The organism is Litchfieldella qijiaojingensis, from assembly GCF_014651875.1.
Classification (GTDB): domain Bacteria; phylum Pseudomonadota; class Gammaproteobacteria; order Pseudomonadales; family Halomonadaceae; genus Litchfieldella; species Litchfieldella qijiaojingensis.
Genome location: NZ_BMXS01000005.1, coordinates 42353 through 60612, shown reverse-complemented (window position 1 = coordinate 60612; position 18260 = coordinate 42353). Strand labels below are relative to the sequence as shown.

The 18260-nt window shown below is 60.2% G+C and carries 16 protein-coding genes and 1 pseudogene; 9 read left to right on the top strand and 8 right to left on the bottom strand.

Annotated features, from left to right (window positions below):
- The first annotated feature begins 37 nt into the window (after positions 1-37).
- The 5 genes from IE093_RS07220 to IE093_RS07200 all read left to right on the top strand — a co-directional run bounded on the left by IE093_RS07220 (position 38) and on the right by IE093_RS07200 (position 3059).
- Entirely contained in the window at positions 38-646 is a 609-nt protein-coding gene (locus IE093_RS07220; RefSeq protein ID WP_229803346.1) for a LysE family transporter, read from the top strand.
- A 109-nt stretch (positions 647-755) separates the two neighbouring features.
- Entirely contained in the window at positions 756-1070 is a 315-nt protein-coding gene (locus tag IE093_RS07215) for an NIPSNAP family protein (protein ID WP_189467647.1), read from the top strand.
- 155 nt (positions 1071-1225) lie between these two features.
- The gene (locus tag IE093_RS07210) at positions 1226-1666 is read left to right on the top strand and encodes a YgjV family protein (RefSeq protein ID WP_268247390.1); all 441 of its coding nucleotides are present in this window, start codon (positions 1226-1228) and stop codon (positions 1664-1666) included.
- A 92-nt stretch (positions 1667-1758) separates the two neighbouring features.
- Positions 1759-2319, top strand: a complete 561-nt coding sequence (locus tag IE093_RS07205; RefSeq protein WP_189467644.1) for a DedA family protein — start codon at positions 1759-1761, stop codon at positions 2317-2319.
- A 116-nt stretch (positions 2320-2435) separates the two neighbouring features.
- Entirely contained in the window at positions 2436-3059 is a 624-nt protein-coding gene (locus IE093_RS07200) for a LysE family transporter (protein ID WP_189467642.1), read from the top strand.
- A gap of 117 nt (positions 3060-3176) precedes the next feature.
- Here IE093_RS07200 and IE093_RS07195 read toward each other — a convergent pair.
- A pseudogene (locus IE093_RS07195) lies at positions 3177-3284 on the bottom strand (cyanase); the annotation flags it as partial.
- A gap of 10 nt (positions 3285-3294) precedes the next feature.
- Between IE093_RS07195 and IE093_RS07190 the strand changes: the two are divergent.
- Positions 3295-3510, top strand: a complete 216-nt coding sequence (locus IE093_RS07190) for a hypothetical protein (protein ID WP_189467640.1) — start codon at positions 3295-3297, stop codon at positions 3508-3510.
- Between the two features lie 627 nt (positions 3511-4137).
- Here IE093_RS07190 and IE093_RS07185 read toward each other — a convergent pair.
- From IE093_RS07185 to IE093_RS07170, 4 genes are all read right to left on the bottom strand, one after another.
- A complete protein-coding gene (locus tag IE093_RS07185) occupies positions 4138-4722 on the bottom strand; it encodes a gamma-glutamylcyclotransferase (protein WP_189467841.1) in 585 nt (194 codons plus the stop codon).
- Positions 4723-4736: 14 nt separating this feature from the next.
- Complete coding sequence (locus IE093_RS07180) at positions 4737-5642, bottom strand: DMT family transporter (protein WP_189467638.1); 906 nt, start codon at positions 5640-5642, stop codon at positions 4737-4739.
- An 87-nt stretch (positions 5643-5729) separates the two neighbouring features.
- Positions 5730-8054: a xanthine dehydrogenase family protein molybdopterin-binding subunit gene (locus IE093_RS07175; protein WP_189467636.1), complete on the bottom strand. Its 2325-nt coding sequence runs from the start codon at positions 8052-8054 to the stop codon at positions 5730-5732.
- Positions 8051-8518, bottom strand: coding sequence for a (2Fe-2S)-binding protein (locus tag IE093_RS07170; RefSeq protein WP_189467634.1), 468 nt, complete (start codon positions 8516-8518; stop codon positions 8051-8053). Before IE093_RS07170 ends, IE093_RS07175 begins: the two co-directional genes overlap by 4 nt.
- A 394-nt stretch (positions 8519-8912) precedes the next feature.
- On the opposite strand from IE093_RS07170, the gene IE093_RS07165 reads away from it, so the two are divergent.
- Entirely contained in the window at positions 8913-10553 is a 1641-nt protein-coding gene (locus IE093_RS07165; protein ID WP_229803344.1) for a BCCT family transporter, read from the top strand.
- A gap of 182 nt (positions 10554-10735) precedes the next feature.
- Here IE093_RS07165 and betT read toward each other — a convergent pair whose 3' ends face one another.
- The 3 genes from betT to betC are packed head-to-tail and all read right to left on the bottom strand — an operon-like array spanning position 10736 to position 15987.
- Entirely contained in the window at positions 10736-12790 is a 2055-nt protein-coding gene (gene betT / locus IE093_RS07160; RefSeq protein WP_189467633.1) for a choline BCCT transporter BetT, read from the bottom strand.
- A gap of 12 nt (positions 12791-12802) precedes the next feature.
- Entirely contained in the window at positions 12803-14458 is a 1656-nt protein-coding gene (locus tag IE093_RS07155; RefSeq protein WP_229803342.1) for a SulP family inorganic anion transporter, read from the bottom strand.
- Positions 14455-15987 carry a choline-sulfatase gene (betC, locus tag IE093_RS07150; RefSeq protein ID WP_189467631.1) on the bottom strand — a complete coding sequence of 511 codons (1533 nt, stop codon included), beginning with the start codon at positions 15985-15987 and terminating at the stop codon, positions 14455-14457. The genes IE093_RS07155 and betC overlap by 4 nt, the downstream gene beginning before the upstream one ends.
- 113 nt (positions 15988-16100) lie before the next feature.
- Between betC and IE093_RS07145 the strand changes: the two genes are divergently transcribed.
- Together IE093_RS07145 and metX are read left to right on the top strand one after the other, a co-directional pair.
- On the top strand, positions 16101-17018 hold the full coding sequence (locus IE093_RS07145; protein WP_189467629.1) for a choline sulfate utilization transcriptional regulator: 918 nt from the start codon (positions 16101-16103) through the stop codon (positions 17016-17018).
- A gap of 76 nt (positions 17019-17094) precedes the next feature.
- Positions 17095-18204 (top strand): homoserine O-acetyltransferase MetX, encoded by a 1110-nt coding sequence (gene metX / locus IE093_RS07140; RefSeq protein ID WP_189467627.1) that lies wholly within the window; start codon positions 17095-17097, stop codon positions 18202-18204.
- Positions 18205-18260 lie beyond the last annotated feature (56 nt).

The following is an 18260-nucleotide window of genomic DNA, read 5'->3' as shown; positions in this document are numbered from 1 at the left end:
CCGACAACTACTGATTGATAGGTATCTCGCAGAATTCTTGGCTGTCCTGACGATTACGATTTTGACAATCATTACTCCTGGGCCTGATTTTTTTGTCGTGGTACGAAACAGCCTGAGTTATTCTCGTCGCTCTGGCATGTTCACGGCTTTAGGTGTGGCATCTGCCGTATGGATACACGTTTTCTATACGCTGGTGGGAATCGGGGTGATCCTGTCCAAGTCCATCCTGTTGTTTTCGATTGTGAAATATCTCGGGGCAGCCTATTTGATCTATTTGGGGTTTGGTTGTGTTCTTAGTAAGCGTGTTTCACAACATGCTTATGAGAACTCAGTCAAAAAGAGGGTTGTCTCCGATTTTATGTCTTTCAAGATTGGGTTTATAAACAATGCGTTGAATCCAAAAGCGACATTGTTTTTCATGAGTCTGTTTACACAGGTTGTGAGTGTTGAAACGCCAGTGGCTATACAGGTTGCTTATGGAGCGATAGCCTCTATCTCTTGCTTGGCATGGTTCAGCTTGGTCGCTGTCTTTCTTAACCAGAATAAGGTTCGTCGTGTTTTTGAGTCTGTTCAGTACTACTTCGAAAAAATCATGGGAGCGGTATTGATAGCGTTTGGGATAAAAGTGGCATTGGCTTCAAGGTAGCCACATAACAAAATGGCTAGCGGTATGCGCATTGTTTTTACATGTTGGAGGTGGCTGTAAACTTTAGTTTTCTGCCACATCATAGTTGCGAGAATAACGAGGAAAAAGCATGGTCACCTGTTACCTTAGCTACATCATCGATCCCTACAAGGTTAAAGAATTCGAGCATTACGCGAAGTTATGGATCCCGCTTGTCGAGAAGTTTGGCGGAAAGCATCACGGCTACTTCCTCCCCTCTGAGGGGGCGAACAACGTTGCGCTGGCGCTGTTCACCTTTCCTAGCCTGGCGGCCTACGAGCAGTACCGCGAGGACTCCTTTAACGACCCGGAGTGTCAGGCTGCCTTCAAGTATGCCGAAGATACTCGCTGCATTCTCAGCTATGAACGGAGCTTCTTCCGACCTGTGTTCGAGGGAAGTGTTTAATTAGGCGGTTGAGTGCAATTAATAAACCTCAATCATGGCTCCCCGCACCAGTGCAAACCATAACGTGATCGAAATTATCCCAAGCGCAGCCACGCTATTCGGTGTCCTAGGAATCACGGCAAATCTCTGCTGGCCTATGATGCGGCAGCGCGCGCTTGCTTGCCGGACAAGTCGTGGCGTGCGCACTCATGCTTACCCACTTCGCCCTATTGGAAGCAGAGACGGGGGCAGCCGTCATGGGTGTTGCCGGTTTACAAGCCGCTCTTGCTATCCCGCTCGGTACACATCCTCGCTTCAAATACATCTACTTGGCATCATTGCTGCTGACACCGCTCGTCAGCGCAGTTACTTGGCATAGGCTGCCTTCGGTGTTCTCCTCGCTGGCACTCATGATCGTTTGCGTGGCGAATTTTCAGCTCGATCAGGTTCGCCAGCGGGCCATATTGATTGGGGCTATATTCGCTTGGATCGCCCACAATTTTCTCGTGGCATCGGTGCCAGGTCTCGTATCAAATTCACTTGCGCTCGCCGTCAGCACTCATATGCTTTTTCGAACCATCAAGGCTGCACGAAATGCTGCATCCGAACCGGCTTAATCTACTTTCCCATACACAGATGGTTCTTGGTCGCAGAAACTGAGTGCAACCGAGTTGGCTGGTACCAGTACGTTAACTGAGTGACGTGGAATATGTCCCTTGAAGAGTTGGTTTCTACATATGGTTATGCAGCGATAGCGATTGGAACATTCTTCGAGGGAGAAACGATCCTTGTCCTCGGAGGCTTTTCTGCGCATCTCGGTTATCTTCAACTGCCATGGGTGATCGTGTGCGCGCTTCTTGGTAGCTTCCTTGGGGATCAGGCCTATTTCTACATTGGTCGATCGAAAGGCATGGAACTGCTGAACAGCCGACCAAAGTGGAAGGCGAAATCCGAGAAGGTGTTTTCACTGTTGGATCGCCACCAGGTGTGGTTGATTCTCAGTTTCAGGTTTCTATATGGGTTACGTACGGTGACACCATTTCTCGTTGGAATGGCAGGAGTGTCTCCATTTCTCTTTTTCGCGCTCAACTTTATCAGTGCATCCCTATGGGCGATAGTGGTGGGGACCTTGGGCTATTTGTTTGGCCATGCGATTGAAGTGTTGATCGGCGATATCAAGCGTTACGAGATACTATTTTTCGCCATCATAGCCGGTATCGGTTTAACTGTTTGGCTAGGTCATTTCATGATCAGGAGAAGTAATAAATAAAGGTATATAGAGGAGGGGCTTATCCTCCTGTCACGCCTCGAGGCGGGCTGAAGCTCTCCATCACAGCTTTCTAGAACCTACGTTACCTTGCAGGATACCAAGTTCAAGGAGAACCCATGATTGAAGCATTTGCCGTAGTGACTATCACACTCCTCGCCGTCATCAGTCCGGGGGCCGACTTCGCAATGGTTACACGGAACAGCATGGTCCTTTCACGCCGCGCAGGGCTGCTGACCTCTGTTGGCATTTCCTTGGGGGTACTCGTGCATGTAGCCTACTCCATGGCCGGCATCGGCCTCGTCATCTCCAAGTCGATTCTTCTGTTCAGCATCATCAAGTACGTTGGAGCGGCGTATCTCATCTATCTCGGCATCACGATGCTGCGTGCCAAGAAAGCCGAGCAAGGCCAGATCGACTCCACCAACTTGCCAATTTCTGACTTTGCCGCACTTCGTATCGGTTTCCTGACGAATGCTCTGAACCCAAAGACGACCCTATTCGTTGTAGCGTTGTTCTCCCAAGTCATTAGCCCAAGCACACCCATTGCCGTGCAATTCGGTTATGGAGCGTTCATGTCGGTCGCACACTTGGTCTGGTTCGCTCTGGTGGCTTACGCCTTCTCATCCGAAGCCGCAAAAAACCTTGCCGCCTCGTCACGCCACATCATTGAACGTAGCATTGGCGCAGTTCTGGTGACCTTGGGGGTTGGTCTTGCCGCTACCTCCATGAAACGGGCGTAAGGTCTAATTCCTCGGGCAAAGTGAGCCCAGCGGGTGCAGGGGCTCGGCGTCGATCCGGTAGGCCATGCCCTGGTGGAGAGCTGTGTTCCTGCAGCACCCTCCGCCAGGGCCGATTCGTCAGTAGGTCTTGTAGGGCAGGAACTTGCCTGACAGGGTGATGTTGACCCGATCACCCTTGGGGTCTTCCTCGCGTTGGATGTCCATCGCGAATTCGATGGCGTTCATCGGTAGAGCAATGATCGATGTTTTTCACCGCCAGGGCTGGAGCCTGATGCGGCTACGCAAGCAGGTGCTCAAGGTGGCCGCCACCATCACGGTGCATGCCCGTCGGATGACCGTTCATATTGGTACCGCCGCCGACAAATGGTGGCCCAAAGCGCTGCAGTTATTCTATGAATTCAGGCTTCAAATGCCCCATCGAGATGATGGCGAAGCATTACGAGGGCCCTAGCACACTCCAGTGAGCAGTGTTGCACTCAGAACCTGCATCCGCCGGGTATATGTGAGGATTCCGTCCGGGCTGGCGCACCAGCATCGCGCAACGCAGCGATTGATCCACGCAGGCATTTATTCAGTGTTTCCCTAACAGAGCACCCATCTAATAATCAGCGGCTGACTGATATGAGCGACTGCTGGTCGATGGCCGTAAGCAACGGAACTATCCTTGAAGTGAGGATCGCGACCGATCCGGCTGACTTTGGGGTCTGGGCCGGGTATGCCAACGGCAAGCATGATGGCGCGATCCTCACCCTACCTCGGCTCCCGCATGATCATGTCTTGTCCGTTGGACGAGTTGAGCAACATGCTCCAGTGGTTACGGCGCTTCTTTTGGTCAGTTCTACTTAATCTTTAGTGTTGGTGAAATTCATACCATGGGTATCTCGTATTCCATGTGTACGCTTCGTGACTTATGTGTAACAATGTGTAATAAGAGAAGGGAGGCTCGACAGGAAACTTGAGCAGGGATTCTCGATGGAACAAGGAGGCACGGACGGGACGTTCGTGGTGACTTGCATAGGGAATGGCTCTCAAAGCCCGGCCGGTGGTATGACGGCCGGGCTTTCTCGTTGCGAGCTCTTCAATCCGTTGGTGACTCGATCAGTCGATAGTCCCGTACTCTGTCCGCCAACTCGAACACGTGTCGATCCTCCGCACCCAGTCCCTCGAGCGAGGTGGCCAGGTTCAGCAGGTAATCACGGTTTGGACCGCTGGGACCATGAGCGGTGGCGATCTGCTCCGCCATGGCGTTGAATGGTGCCTCACCCAGGAAGGCGGCGTTGTCTTGCGTGGCGATATAGACCAGCCCTTCGGCGTGGCTGCCGTCGGTGAAGTGCAGTGTCACGATCTCGCGCAGGTAGCCGTTCTTCTCGCGAATATCCAGCGGGCGAAGGGTCTCGGCATCGATCCGGTAGGCCATGCCCTGGCAGATGGCACCGGGTTCGCTGATCAGAGTGACGACGCGGCCGGGCGCTTCCGGCGTACCTCGATGATCGTGCGAGCCCTGCCAGAAGCGGCGTACCCATCCTTCTATATGGGCGGGACGTCTTTCATGATAGGGAAACTCGGCCTTCCAGATCAGCGAGCCATAGCCGAACAGCCAGAGTTCGGCCTGGTCGTCGAGGGGCATGCGCTGTTGGTTGATATGCGTGGTATCGAGTGTCATGAATGCGGCATCTCTCATCCTTCGTCTTTCGTGGCGACAGCGCGGGCAAGTGGCTGCGTCAGTGTCTGGGCCATGATCACCCCGGCGAGCGTCAGGCCGCCGCCCAGCAGGTGGTGAAGGCCCAGGCGTTCGCCGAGGAAGACCATGGCGATCAGAGCGCTGAACAGCGGCATCAGGTTGATGAAGATACTGGCCTTGCTAGCGCCGATCTGGCGCACCGCGCGCATCCACAGGAAGGTGGTGACGATCGAGGCCGGGATGCCGGCATACAGGATCAGCCACACATTGTGGTTGTCGATGGGCGTCATGGGGCCCATCAGGAAGCCCGGCATCAGCAACAGCACCGCGAAGCAGACCTGAACGTAGAGCATCACCCAAGGCGGCAGGTCCAGCGGCCAGCGTTTGAGCATCACCCCGTAGCCGGCATAGCAAAGCGCTGCTGCCACCATCAGCGCATCGCCGGGCACGATTTCGAGTTCCAGAAGCGATATGAGATCGCCACGGCTGAGCAGAATCAACACCCCCAACAAGGCCACCAGGCCGCCCAAGGTCCCGCCAAGCGTCGGCGTTTCCCGCAGGATCAAGGCACTGAGCAGTACCGTCAACAACGGTACCATCGCCGCCAGGATACCCATATTGGTCGCCGAGGTGGTTTCGGCGGCAACATAGGCCAACCCCTGCCACATGGCCTTCCCGAGCAGCCCCAATACCGCCAGCTTCGGCCACTCACTGCTAATCGTGTGGCGGTGGCGCCATGCCGAGGGCAGCACGAACGGTGTGAGTACGGCCAGCGCCAGCACCCAGCGATCGAAGGCGATACTGCTGGGCGCAATGCTGCCCACCGTCAACTGATTGACGGTCATATTGCCCGACCAGATCAGCACAGTGCCAAGCGGGGCAAGAAAGTACAACAGTGGCATGGTGACCTCAGATAAACGAAGAAGCCCCGTATCGGTCGGGGCTCCTGAGAGAATTTCATAATATAGTGCTGGTGATGCTCTGCAGGCTCAGCTCGCCAGCTGATCGCCTATCGGCAGGCGCCGGATACGCTTGCCGGTCGCGGCGAAGATCGCGTTGCACAGCGCCGGCGTCACCGGTGGTACGCCGGGCTCGCCGACGCCGCCCATGGGCGCCTCGGGGCTGTCGTTGATCAGGTGCACGCGGACGGTGCGCGGGGCATGCGAGATGCGCGGAATCAGGTACTGATGGAAGTTGTCCTGTTCGATGCGTCCCTCGCTGACCGTGATCTCGCTGTGCAGGGCGTTGCCGATGCCCATGACGCAGGCCCCCTCCATCTGGGCGCGGATGCGCTCGGGATTCACCTGGGGGCCGCAGTCGAAGGCGATATCGGCGTTGTGCACGATGACCTCGCCGCCATCGTCGACCTCCACGTCGAGTACCACGGCGGTATAGGAGACGAAGCTGTGGTGCACCGCCAGCCCCAGGCCACGCCCCTCGGGCAGCTTGCGTCCCCAGCCGGCCTCCTCGGTGGCCTTCTCGACTACGGCACGTAGGCGGCCGATATCGACGGGGTAGCGTTCGGGGTCCTCGCCGTAGTTCCAGCCCTCGTTGATCTCCCGGGGATCGATCTGCCGTGCGGGACCCAGCAGTTCCAGCAGGTAGTCGCGGTGGTCATGGCCCGCCGCCTCGGCCATTTCGGCGACGAAGCTCTGGATTGCGAAGGCGTGCGGCAGATTGTAGACGGCGCGGTACCAGCCGATACGCACGTGTGCCTCGGCTTCAGGGTTCTCCAGGCTCATGGCGGGGATATCGAAGGGCGTCGCGGTGAAGCCCATGCCGAGCTCGAAATCCACCTTGTGCTTGGGGTCGGGCCCGAACAGCGAGCCGATGCTCGGCGAGAGGGTGCGGTGGCGCCAGGCGAGTGCCTTGCCGTCCCCATCCATGCCCGCTTCCAGGCGATCGACTGACACCGCGTGGAAATAGTCATGCTGGATATCGTCCTCGCGCGTCCACTGGACCCGAACGGGACGGCCCTCGAACTCGCGGGCCAGGCTGGCGGCCTCGAGCACGAAGTCCGGCTTGGACTTGCGGCCGAAGCCGCCGCCCAGCAGGGTCACGTTGACGGTGACATCCTCGGGCTCGAGGCCCAGGCGCCCGGCCACGCCATCCCGGGCGGCCTGGGGGGACTGCACCGGTGCCCAGATTTCCGCCTTGCCGTCCACCAGGCGGGCGAGGGCGGCGGGTGGCTCCATCGTCGCATGGGCCAGATGCGGCATGTAGTAGGTGGCCTCGAGACGGGTCTCGGCGTCGGCCAGAGCCGCCTCGATATCGCCCTGCTCGCGGACCACACGGCCGGGAGACTGGGCGCTCTCCTCCAGCAGTTGTCGGTAGGCTTCCGAGTCGTAGCTGGCGTTGTCACCGGCGCTCTCGGTATCCCACTCGATCTCGAGGGCGCGGCGTCCCTCGATGGCCGCCCAGGTATTCTCGGCGACCACCGCCACGCCACCCAGTGGCTCGAAACCGGCCGGCTGGCCCGTGCCTTGGACTTCAACGACCCGGATAACGCCGGGCACGGCCAGCGCCGCACTGTCATCGACGCTGGCCAGTGTTGCCCCGTAGACCGGAGGCCGGGCGATCACCGCGTAGAGCATGTCGTCGAGGACTACATCGGCACCATAGAGGGCGCGTCCGGTGACGATATCCTCACCGTCTATCGCCAGGGGGCGATCGGTCTTTACATTCTCGCGGCCGATATAGCGCCACTCGTCCCGGGGCTTGAGGCGCAAGCTGTCGCGTTCGGGCACCGGTAGTTGGCTGGCGGCCGCGGCCAACTCGCCGAAGCCGAGCTCACGGTCGCTGGGTTCGTGGATCACCATGTGCACACCGGCGTGGCACTCCGCCACTGGCACGTCCCAGTGCTCGGCAGCCGCTTGTTCCAGCATGGTCCTCGCTGCGGCGGCGGCACGCCGCATGGGGTCGAACCAGTGACGCATGCTACGCGAACCGTCGGTATCCTGGTTGCCGTACCGCTCTTCGTGGCCGATCGCCTGCTCGACCCGTACCCGATCCCAGTCGGCGCCAAGCTCGTCGGCGACCACCATCACCAGGCTGGTACGAATGCCTTGACCCATTTCGGCACGGTGATTGACGACGGTGACCGTGCCGTCCTCGTCGATGCGGATGAAGACGTTGGGATCGTCGACCCAGCCGTGGGGCATGCCATCCGCCCCGTAGCTGGCCTCTTCCTCGTCCTGGGCCAGGGAGAGATCCCAGCGGGCGGCGATCACCAGGGCGCCGCTCGCGGCCAGCCCCTTGAGGAAGTGGCGGCGGCTGACATTGGCCAGCAAGAGGCCGTTGCGATGGGTACTCATGCCTGTTCCTCCTCATGGCCGGCGGCGCGATGAATCGCCTGACGAATGCGGTTGTAGGTGCCGCAACGGCACAGGTTGCCGGCCATGGCCTCCAGGATCTGCGCGTCGTCCGGGTCCGGCTCTCGATTGAGCAGAGCGGTGGCACTCATGATCTGTCCGCCCTGGCAGTAGCCGCACTGCGCTACGCCGAGATCCAGCCAGGCTTGCTGGATCCGCTGGCCGACCTCGTCATCGCCGATGGCCTCGATGGTAGTAATCTCACGGCCCTGAGCCTGGGACACCGGGGTGACACAGGAGCGCACCGCCTCCCCATTCAGGTGCACCGTGCAGGCGCCGCACTGCGCCATGCCGCAGCCGAACTTGGTACCGGTGAGTTGTACGACATCCCGCAAGGCCCATAGCAAAGGCATCTGGTCCGGTACATCCAACTCGTGATCCTGACCGTTGATCGTCAGAGTGACCATTCCGAATCTCCTCGCGTCGTTCTTGTTTCCTCTATCGGCTGGCATCTGGTGCGGATGCGCAGTGTCCAACGCTCCCATGAATGAATAGGGTAGACCGAGGCTTGGTCCGCTGCCCGGTGTTTCGGGCGTCAGATGGGTAGGCTTCAGACCGTGTCGGCAGCCTTCAGTGAGGGCATATCGATCACGAAGCGGTAGCGCACATCACCCTTCTCCATGCGCTCGTAGGCTGCATTGATATCCTGAATGTCGAATCTTGGTGATTCGGGGTTGGGGGGAGGAGTCCTCTACCTGTTGATCCAAGGTGCTGCCGTTATTCTATGAATCCAAGGTTGTAGGCTTATGAGGAGAAAAATTCCTAAGCTGTTCTATATCCTATAACAAGAGGAAGCCTCTCATGGGTACCCCGAGTGGCCCGGTGCCGACCCCCGTGACTAGCGACATGCAAACGGATTACACCGTTGGCCAGGACAACATCCAAGGGCGACTGGGGCCTATCGGCTTCGATATACACAATCGGGTCTTTATCGTATCGGCTCTCATTTCGGTCGTCTTCATAGTACTCACCCTCTTGTTTCCAGAGAGGGCGGGGAGCATTTTCCAGTCCATTGTCAGTTTCTCTACCGGGACGCTGGACTGGTATTTCATGATCGTGGTGGATTTCTTCATCCTGTTCTGTGTGGCGCTCGTCGTCCTGCCCTATGGGTCGGTCAGGCTGGGTGGTCCCGATGCCCGACCGGAACACAGTTACTTGTCCTGGTTTGCGATGCTGTTCACTGCCGGCATCGGTATCGGACTGCTGTTCTTCAGCGTGCTGGAACCGGTCTATCATGCCAACGTCTCCTTGCCATTGGGCATTCCTTCGCCTTTCGGGGCCGATGGTGAACTCAATCCGGAGGCCATTCCCGAAGCAACCGCCCTGGGCCTTGCCGGCACCTTTCTTCATTGGGGCATCCATGGCTGGGCCGTCTATGTGGTCATGGCCCTGGCGCTGGCCATTTTCTCCTATAACAAGGGCCTGCCCTTCTCCATTCGTTCGGCGTTCTTCCCGATCCTTGGCGAGCGTGTCTGGGGCTGGTGGGGGCATGCGATCGACATCCTGGCGGTGTTTTCCACCTTGTTTGGACTGGCCACGGCGCTCGGACTCGGGGCCCAGCAGGCCAATGCGGGGATGAATTTCGTCTTTGGACTGGACATCAGCACCACCTTTCAGGTCATCGTTATCTTGCTGGTAACGGCGGTGGCCCTGGTGTCGGTCTGGCGTGGGCTCGAGGGCGGCGTGAAGAAGCTCTCCGAGATCAATATGATCCTGGCCGTGTTCTTCTTCTTCTTCGTGCTGTTCGCCGGCCCGACCCTGGTGGCCCTGAATGGGTTCTGGTCGGGGTTGGTGACCTACGTGAAGGACTTCATCCCGTTGTCGGCCCCCTTCGGTCGTGACGATGATGCCTATCGTGAAGCATGGTCAGTCTTCTACTGGGCCTGGTGGGTCAGTTGGGCACCGTTCGTCGGCATGTTCATCGCTCGGGTGTCGCGTGGGCGCACGGTTCGGGAGTTCGTGATCTGTGTGCTGTTGGTTCCCAGCCTGTTCATCTTCATCTGGATGGGCGTCTTCGGTGGCATCGCGCTCGATCAGCTCTATGCCGACCCCGGCAACAGCCTGGTCAAGGACTACGTGATCGACAATTACAGCCCCGAGCTGTCGCTGTTCGGCATGCTGAATGAACTGCCGCTGACGGGCCTGATGTCGACCCTTGGCATCACTCTGGCGTTGATTTTCTTCGTCACCTCGTCGGATTCCGGCTCCCTGGTGATCGATACCATCACAGCCGGCGGCAAGATCGATGCTCCCAGGCCTCAGCGGATGTTCTGGGCAACGGTGGAGGGATTGATTGCCATCGTGTTGCTTCTCGGCGGCGGGCTGTCGGCGCTTCAGGCCGGGGTGACGGCAACGGCGATTCCGTTCTCCATCGTGATGCTGTTGATGTGCTACACCATCATCAAGGCTCTGAATGGCGAGCTGCGCCGCAAACCCACCTGAAGAACGCTGAATACGTCATTGAAACACCCCCCGCCATGACGCCTTTCCCTTTGGTTGGCTCTTCGCGTGCCGACTTGTATCGCCTGGCCACATGACCTGGGATACCTGGATGGCCTTGACCAATAAAAAGGCTCCACCGAAGTGGAGCCTTTCCGAGGTAGCGGCAGCAGCTACCGACGCGCCTACCGAGCGGGCACGGCTTGCGGAACGGCATCGCCTTCCATGATGTGGCCGGGAATGGTGTCCAGATTGCCGTCTTCACTAGCTTGGGCCAGGAAGCGCAGGTGGCGCTGATATTCGTTCAGCACGTCATGCACGACCTGCAGGCGCGTATAGCCGTTGAGGTCTTGCCCGAGGCCGCCTTCGGCGAGATGCACGTCGAGGCGCAGGTAGTAGTCGTCATCCGCGGGCAGGAAGCTCGGCGGTTGCATGCGCTGCGGGCGTATCCCGTAGATGAAGCTGGGGGCGCCGTCGAAGTCGACCTGCAAGGTCGGGCAGAGCAGTTGAGTGCCGTCCACTTGCTGTTCGGTGACGGTGGCCTGTTGGCCTCGCCGGGTCAGCTCCTCGGCCAGTTCGATCAGTGCCGGGCGAATGGCGTGGCGTAGCGTGGCCTCGGCACCATTCTGTGTGGTGGCGTCCAGGGTGCGGTCGAGACGCTCGCGCCAGTCGCTGGTGGCAGAGGCGCTGGCAACCACCTGATGGCGGGCATCGGCCTTGCCGGTCTCGACCTTCAGCGAGCGGTACATGCTGATCATGGTCAGGAAGATCACCGCCGAGAACGGCAGGGCGGTGATCACCACGGCGCTCTGCAGGGTGCGCAGTCCACCGGCCATCAGCAGTGCCAGGGTGATCAGGCCGATGATGGCAGACCAGAATATCCGCAGCCGAGCGGGGGCATCGTGATTCACGTCGCGCAGCACGTAGGTGAAATTGGACAGTACCAACGCGCCGGAATCGGCCGAGGTGACGAAGAACACGATGCTCAGCATCAGCACGATGGTGGCGGTGAGACCGACCAAGGGCAGTTGCTCGAGGAAGGTGTAGATGGTGGCCGGCGGACTATTCAGGGCTTGCTCGCCGAGCACCACCAGGCCCTGTTCGACCATGTCGATGCCGCTGTTACCGAATACGGACATCATCACCATCACGAAAATCAGCGGGATGAACAGGGCACCGGCGACGAATTCGCGGATGGTGCGACCACGGGAGATGCGGGCCAGGAACAGGCCGACGAACGGTGCCCAGGCGATCCACCAGCCCCAGAAGAACACCGTCCAGCCACTGAACCAGCCTTGCGCCTCGGGCGAGTAGGCATAGGTGTCGAAGCTCTTGCCGGTAAGCGCGACCAGGTAGTCGCCGGTGTTCATGACCAGGGCATTGAGCAGCTTGAGGGTGTCGCCCTGGAGCAGCACGAACAGCACGAGACCGGCGACCAACAGCAGGTTGAGCTCCGATAGCCGGCGGATGCCACGCTTGACGCCACTCACCACCGACAGGGTGGCCAAGGTCACCACCAGCAAGATCAGCATGATCTGAGCGGGGAGTCCCTCCGGTATGCCGAACAGGTAGGTCAGTCCGTAGTTCATCTGCATCACGCCGATCCCCAATGCGGTAGCGATGCCGAATACGGTGGCCAGCACGGCGGCGATATCCACGGCATTACCGATCGGTCCGTAGATGCGCTTGCCCAGCAACGGATAAAGCGTCGAGCGAATCGCCAGCGGTAGCCGGTGGCGATAGCTGAAATAGGCCAGGGCCATGCCCATGAGCACGTACAGCCCCCAGCCCGAGATCCCCCAATGAATGAAGGTCTGCACGATGGCGCGGCGCTGGGCCTCGGCGGTACCGCCCTCGCCGAGTGGCGGGTTCAGGTAGTGGGTCAGCGGCTCGGAGACCACGAAGAACAGGATGGCACCACCGAGACCGGCAGCGAACAGCATGGCCGACCATGAATGCAACGAGAATTCCGGGCGCGAATGATCTGGGCCCAGGCGGATCTTGCCGAATCGCGAGAAGCCGATCATCACCACGAAGACCAGGTAGGCGACGACCGCCAGCATGTAGTACCAGCCGAAGGTGTTACCAATCCAGTCCAGCCCGGCATTGAAGAATGCCGTGGCGTGATCGGTGAAGGCGATGGCATAGATCAGGAAGAGCAGGATGCCGGCCACCGAGCCGTGAAAGACGACCGGGTTCAGGCGGTTGCTCTGTTCATGTTCGAAATGTCTGTGTGTCATGGGGGATGTCTCTCATATTGTTATTGCCATGGGGTTGTCGTGGTGGTGATCGTTGTGGTTGTCGACGAGACCGGCCCGTTGCAAGCGGGCCATGACGTCGGGTTTGGTCCAGGCCAGGTACAGCTTTCCTCCTCGTGAGTGGCAAAGACGTGCCTGACTCTGGAGCAGATGGATACCGCTCAGGTCGAGGAAGTTGATGCCCGCCGCCAGAATCACCAGGTTCGGCCGATCGAAGCGCTCGAGCCGTCGGGCGACCGACTCGCAGGCGCCGAAGAACAGCGAACCGTCGATCCTGACCACGGTACAGCACGGTTCCTCCACGGCCTGCTGGATCGTTTGCGGGGCTTGTGACAGGGTGCATTCCACCACCGGCGGTCGCGTGGTGCGGCGCAGGTAGAGCACCAGTGAGGCCAGCACACCGAAGTAGATGGCGACTTCCAGTGCCAACAGCAGGGTGCAAGAGAAGGTGATCAGCAGTACCGCCGTTTCCGAGCGGCTGATGGTCAGTGCCTCGCGAATGCTGTGACGGTCGACCAGCTTGGCGGCGACCAGCAACAGCAGGCCGGCCATGGCGGGCATCGGCACGTATTGCAGCAGCGGTGCCGCCAGCAGCATGATCGGCACCAGGAACAGCGCGGACAGAACCGCCGCCAGTGGCGAGCAGGCCCCGGCGCTGGCGTTGAGTCCCGAGCGGGTGAACGACCCCGACGAGACATAGCCGGAGAAGAAGGCGCCGCCGATGTTGGATAGCCCCTGGCCGATGAACTCCTGATTGCTGTTCAGTCGCTCGCCCGAACGCGAGGCAAAAGCCCGTGCGATCGCCGCGGCTTCGACCAATCCCAGCAGCCCCAGGGCAATGGCACCGGGCGTCAGCATGCGCAGCGTGTCGAGCGAGAGATCCGGCGCCGAGAGCGGCGGCAGGCCCGCCGGTACCGCAGCGATGCGCAGGATCTCGACTTGCTGCGGGTCAAGCCAGGCGGCCAGCAGCGATGCCGCCACGAGCGCCAGCAGCATGCCCGGCCAGCGTGGCAGCCAGCGCTGGAACGCCAGGCAAACGGCGAGCGTAAACCCGGCGATCAGCACTGCATCGGGGCGTATATCATCGAGCCGTGCGAACAGCTGTGGCCAGATATCGAGAAAACCGTTGTTCTCCAGCGCGGTCAGCCCCAGTGCATAGGGGAGTTGGCTGGTGGCGATGATCAGCGCGGCACCGGCGGTGAAACCCGTCACCACCGAATGCGAAACGAGATCGACCAGCACTCCCAGTCGTGCCAGGCCCAGCAATAGCTGGAAGGCACCGGCGAGGAAGGTCAGCGTCAGCACCAGGGTGATGAACTCGCTGCTTCCCGCCTCCGCGAAGGGCTGCAAGGTGGCGAACAACGCGATCGACAGTGCCGCCGTCGGTCCGCTGACCATATGCCGTGAGGAACCGAACATTGCGGCCAGCACGGCCGGGACGATGGCGGTGTACAGGCCATACTCCGGGGGGAGCCCGGCCAGCAAGGCATAGGCCACCCCCTGAGGCACGACCAGCACCGCACCGGTCAATCCGGCGATGGCGTCGGCACGCAGCGAACGCGAGGTCTGCCGCGGCAGCCAGCCGAGAAACGGCAACCAGCGTTGCAGCCTGGCCGGTTGCCGGCGGATGTCGGTCGGCGACGTCATCATGGCTGGTCAGAAGATACCGCCGGGAAGCGCGCACGCCGCTCGAGATTGTCCAGGTCGATGTTGTTGCGCATGTACTGGGTACTGGCATCGAACACCGGCTGGTGATCCCAAGGGGTGACCTTGCCCTGCTTGAGCGCTCGCGATACCAGCTTGCGGCGCCGCTGGCTGGCGATCACCTCGCCGTGCAGTCGCTCGTAGTCCCAGCGGCTTGCGATCTCGTTGCGGAACTCCTTGCACAGATCCAGGTGCGCCGGGTCCTCGGCCAGGTTGTTGAGTTCCAGTGGATCGGCTTCGAGGTCGAACAACTGGTCCGGATCCGGCGCGGTGTGGACGAACTTGTAGCGCCCGCGGCGGATCATCAGCAGCGGCGCGATGGCGCCTTCGCCGAGGTATTCGCCGATCACCTCGTCGTGGCCGCCGTTGCCGGTCAGGTGCGGCAGCAGGCTGCGGCCGTCGACGGGCACGGCATAATCCGGCGCTGTGCCATCATGGGCAATCTCGGCAAAGGTCGGCAGCAGGTCCATGGTGGATACCGACTCGTTGACCCGACCCGGGGCGAAGCTGTCGGGTGCGTGAACGATCATCGGTACGCGTGCCGAGTCCTCGAACCAGCTCATCTTGTACCAAAGGCCACGCTCCCCAAGCATGTCGCCATGATCGCCGGAGAACACGATGATGGTATCTTCATCGAGACCGGTCTCTTTCAAGGCCTTCAGCACGGCGCCGATCTGGTCGTCGACATAGCTGAGCGCCCCGTAGTATGCATGGCGTGCGTTGCGGATCTGCTCGTCGTTGATGGTGTCCTCGTCGAGTTGATAGACATGGCGCAGGCGTTTGGAGTGCGGGTCCATCAGCTCGCGCGAGTAGGGCACGCGAGGCATGTCGATGTCGGCGTGGTCGTAGCGGTCCCAGTACTCCTGCGCAATGGTGTAGGGGTCGTGCGGGTGGGTCAGCGATACGGTCAGGCAGAAGGGACGCTGCTCGCCGTTGCGCGCATAGTCGTAGAGGAAGCGCTTGGCGCGGAAGGTGACCTCGTCGTCGAAGTCGAGCTGGTTGGAGCGCACGCAGGGGCCGGCCTGAATCACCGAGGACATGTTGTGGTAGTAGCTCGGCCGCTCGTCGAAGTTTTCCCAGTCGACGAACCAGCCATAGTCGGCCGGGTAGATGTCGGTGGTCAGGCGCTCCTCGAAGCCGTGGAGCTGATCCGGGCCGCAGAAGTGCATCTTGCCCGACAGCGCGGTGTAGTAGCCGGCATCGCGCAGGTAGTGGGCGAAGGTCGGGGTGTCGGCGGGAAAGTCGCCGGCGTTATCGTAGCCACCGATGCGCGAGGGTAGTTGGCCGGCCATCAACGTGAAACGCGACGGCGCACACAGCGGGCTGTTGCAGTACGCCGAATCGAAGACCACCCCTTCCTCGGCCAGGCGCGAAAGGTGCGGCGTCTTGACCAGCGGGTGACCGTAGAAGGGCAGGGCCGATGCCGCCATCTGGTCGGCCATCAAAAACAGGATGTTGGGTTGCTTGCGGGGCATGGGGCCTCCTCTTGTTGCCGGTGCGAGCTTGAGCTGGCTGTCGAGACAGTCTCTCTGCTAATCTCAAAGCCTGTAAACTCGGTAAATTTTTATGGGAGGCATTAGTCTGTCTAATGTCGTGGATAGCTAGGGCGGCGTCGCCCAACAGTCTACGGGTGTTCGAGGCGGCGGCCCGCCATCTGAGTTTCACTGCTGCGGCACGCGAACTGCGCTCGACCCAGTCGGCCGTCAGCCAACAGATCCGTGCCTTGGAAGAGCACCTCGGCTTGCCATTGTTCGAGCGGATCTACCGTGGCGTGAAGCTGACCGAAGCGGGGCATGCGTTGTTTGTCAGTGTGCAGGAAGGGTTCGCGACCATCGATCGCACGATCGACCGTCTCCAGCACAAACATCGCCATCCACACGTGAATATCCTTACCGATTTCTCGTTCGCGGCTTACTGGCTGATGCCGCGTCTGCCACGCTTCCGTGAACAGTATCCGCATATCGATGTGCGCATCGTGACCAATCAGGGCGTGCTCGACTGGCGGGCTCAGGAAGTCGACATCGCAATCGTGTTCTGTGATGAACGTGCCCTCGCCAGTGGCGTTCCCCTTCTGTTTCATGAAGACGTCTTCCCGATCTGCAGCCCTGGTTTCCTGCAACGATACGGGCCGATCGAGGATCTCGAATCACTCAGCAAGGCGCCGCTTTTGACATTGACCGCCGATCAAGGGCAGAGCTGGCTGGACTGGCCGAGCTACTTCGAGCAACTGGCAGGTATCCGTTATCTGGAATCGTCGGAGCTGACGTTCAACAACTACACTCTGCTGATCCAGGCGGCGATCGCTGGGCAGGGGATCGGGATGGGTTGGCATGGCCTGGTCGACGACATGCTGGAGAGTGGCATGCTGGTCGGCCTGCACGATCTGCGCTTGCGCTCGCCGCGAGGCTATGGGTTGATCGATGCTCGGCCGGATTCGCCCGGAGAGGCGAAACAAGCGCTGCAGGAATGGGTGCTGGGCTGTGCGGCACCTTCAAGTCGAGAATAATGTAAGCGTTTTCGGGGAACTCTGGGACGATTCCCGTTCCCAACATAATGGCTGGTATGGCGAGGAGTGAGCAGCGATGTCCGATGCACGCCGCTTCGTCGAACTGCAAGACCCCTTGCGCATGTATCGCGGTGGCAAGCTGCCATCTGTGACCATTGCTTACGAGACTTGGGGCAAGCTTCGTGGCCGGGGCGACAACGCGCTGCTGCTTTTCACGGGACTGTCGCCCAGCGCCCATGCAGCGTCCTCGGCGGTCGATCCGTCGCCCGGCTGGTGGGAGTACATGATCGGGCCGGGCAAGTCCATCGACACCGAGCGATTTTTCGTCATTGCCATCAATTCACTCGGCAGTTGCTTTGGCTCCACCGGCCCCGCCTCGTGCAACCCCATGACGGGGAAGCCCTACCGGCTCGACTTCCCCAAGCTTTCGGTAGAAGACATCGTGGCGGCCGCACGTCATGCGTGCCGTGCCCTCGGCATCGACCACGTGCATACTGTGGCGGGCTCTTCGCTCGGCGGTATGGACGCGCTCGCCTATGCCATGATGTATCCGGGCACGTACCGCGACATCATCAGCATCTCGGCGGCCGCCCAAGCGACACCGTTCGCCATTGCCTTGCGTTCGATCCAGCGTGAAGCGGTGCGTGCCGACCCGACCTGGGCCGGTGGCAATTACGCACCGGATAAAGGTCCGAAAGACGGCTTACGCGTGGCACGCGAGCTCGGCATCCTCACCTATCGTTCCGCCGAGGAGTGGCTGCAGCGCTTCGACCGCGAACGCATCGAGGGCGCGGATGCCAGTGCCGACCCGTTCGCGATGGCGTTCCAGGTGCAGTCGTACATGGATGCCAATGCGCGCAAGTTCGCCGATGTCTTCGACGCTAACTGCTTTCTCTACCTGTCACAGGCGATGGACCTGTTTGACATGGCCGAGCATGGCAACGGCAGACTGGAGTCCGCCATTCGCAAGGTCGACGCGAAGCGGGCGCTAGTCGCCGGTGTAACCACCGACTGGCTCTTTCCGCTGTGGCAGCAGCGACAGATCGCCGAACTGCTGGAGCATGCGGGAGTCGCCGTCAGTTATCACGAGCTTGAATCTATCCAGGGACACGATGCCTTCCTGATCGACCGCGAGCGCTTCGCGCCAATGATAGCGGAGTTCCTTGCCGGCATGCCGGATGCCTGACGACGGCCGGAGCAGGCGCAAGCACCAGGACACGGACTACATCAGGGGGCTGCGGG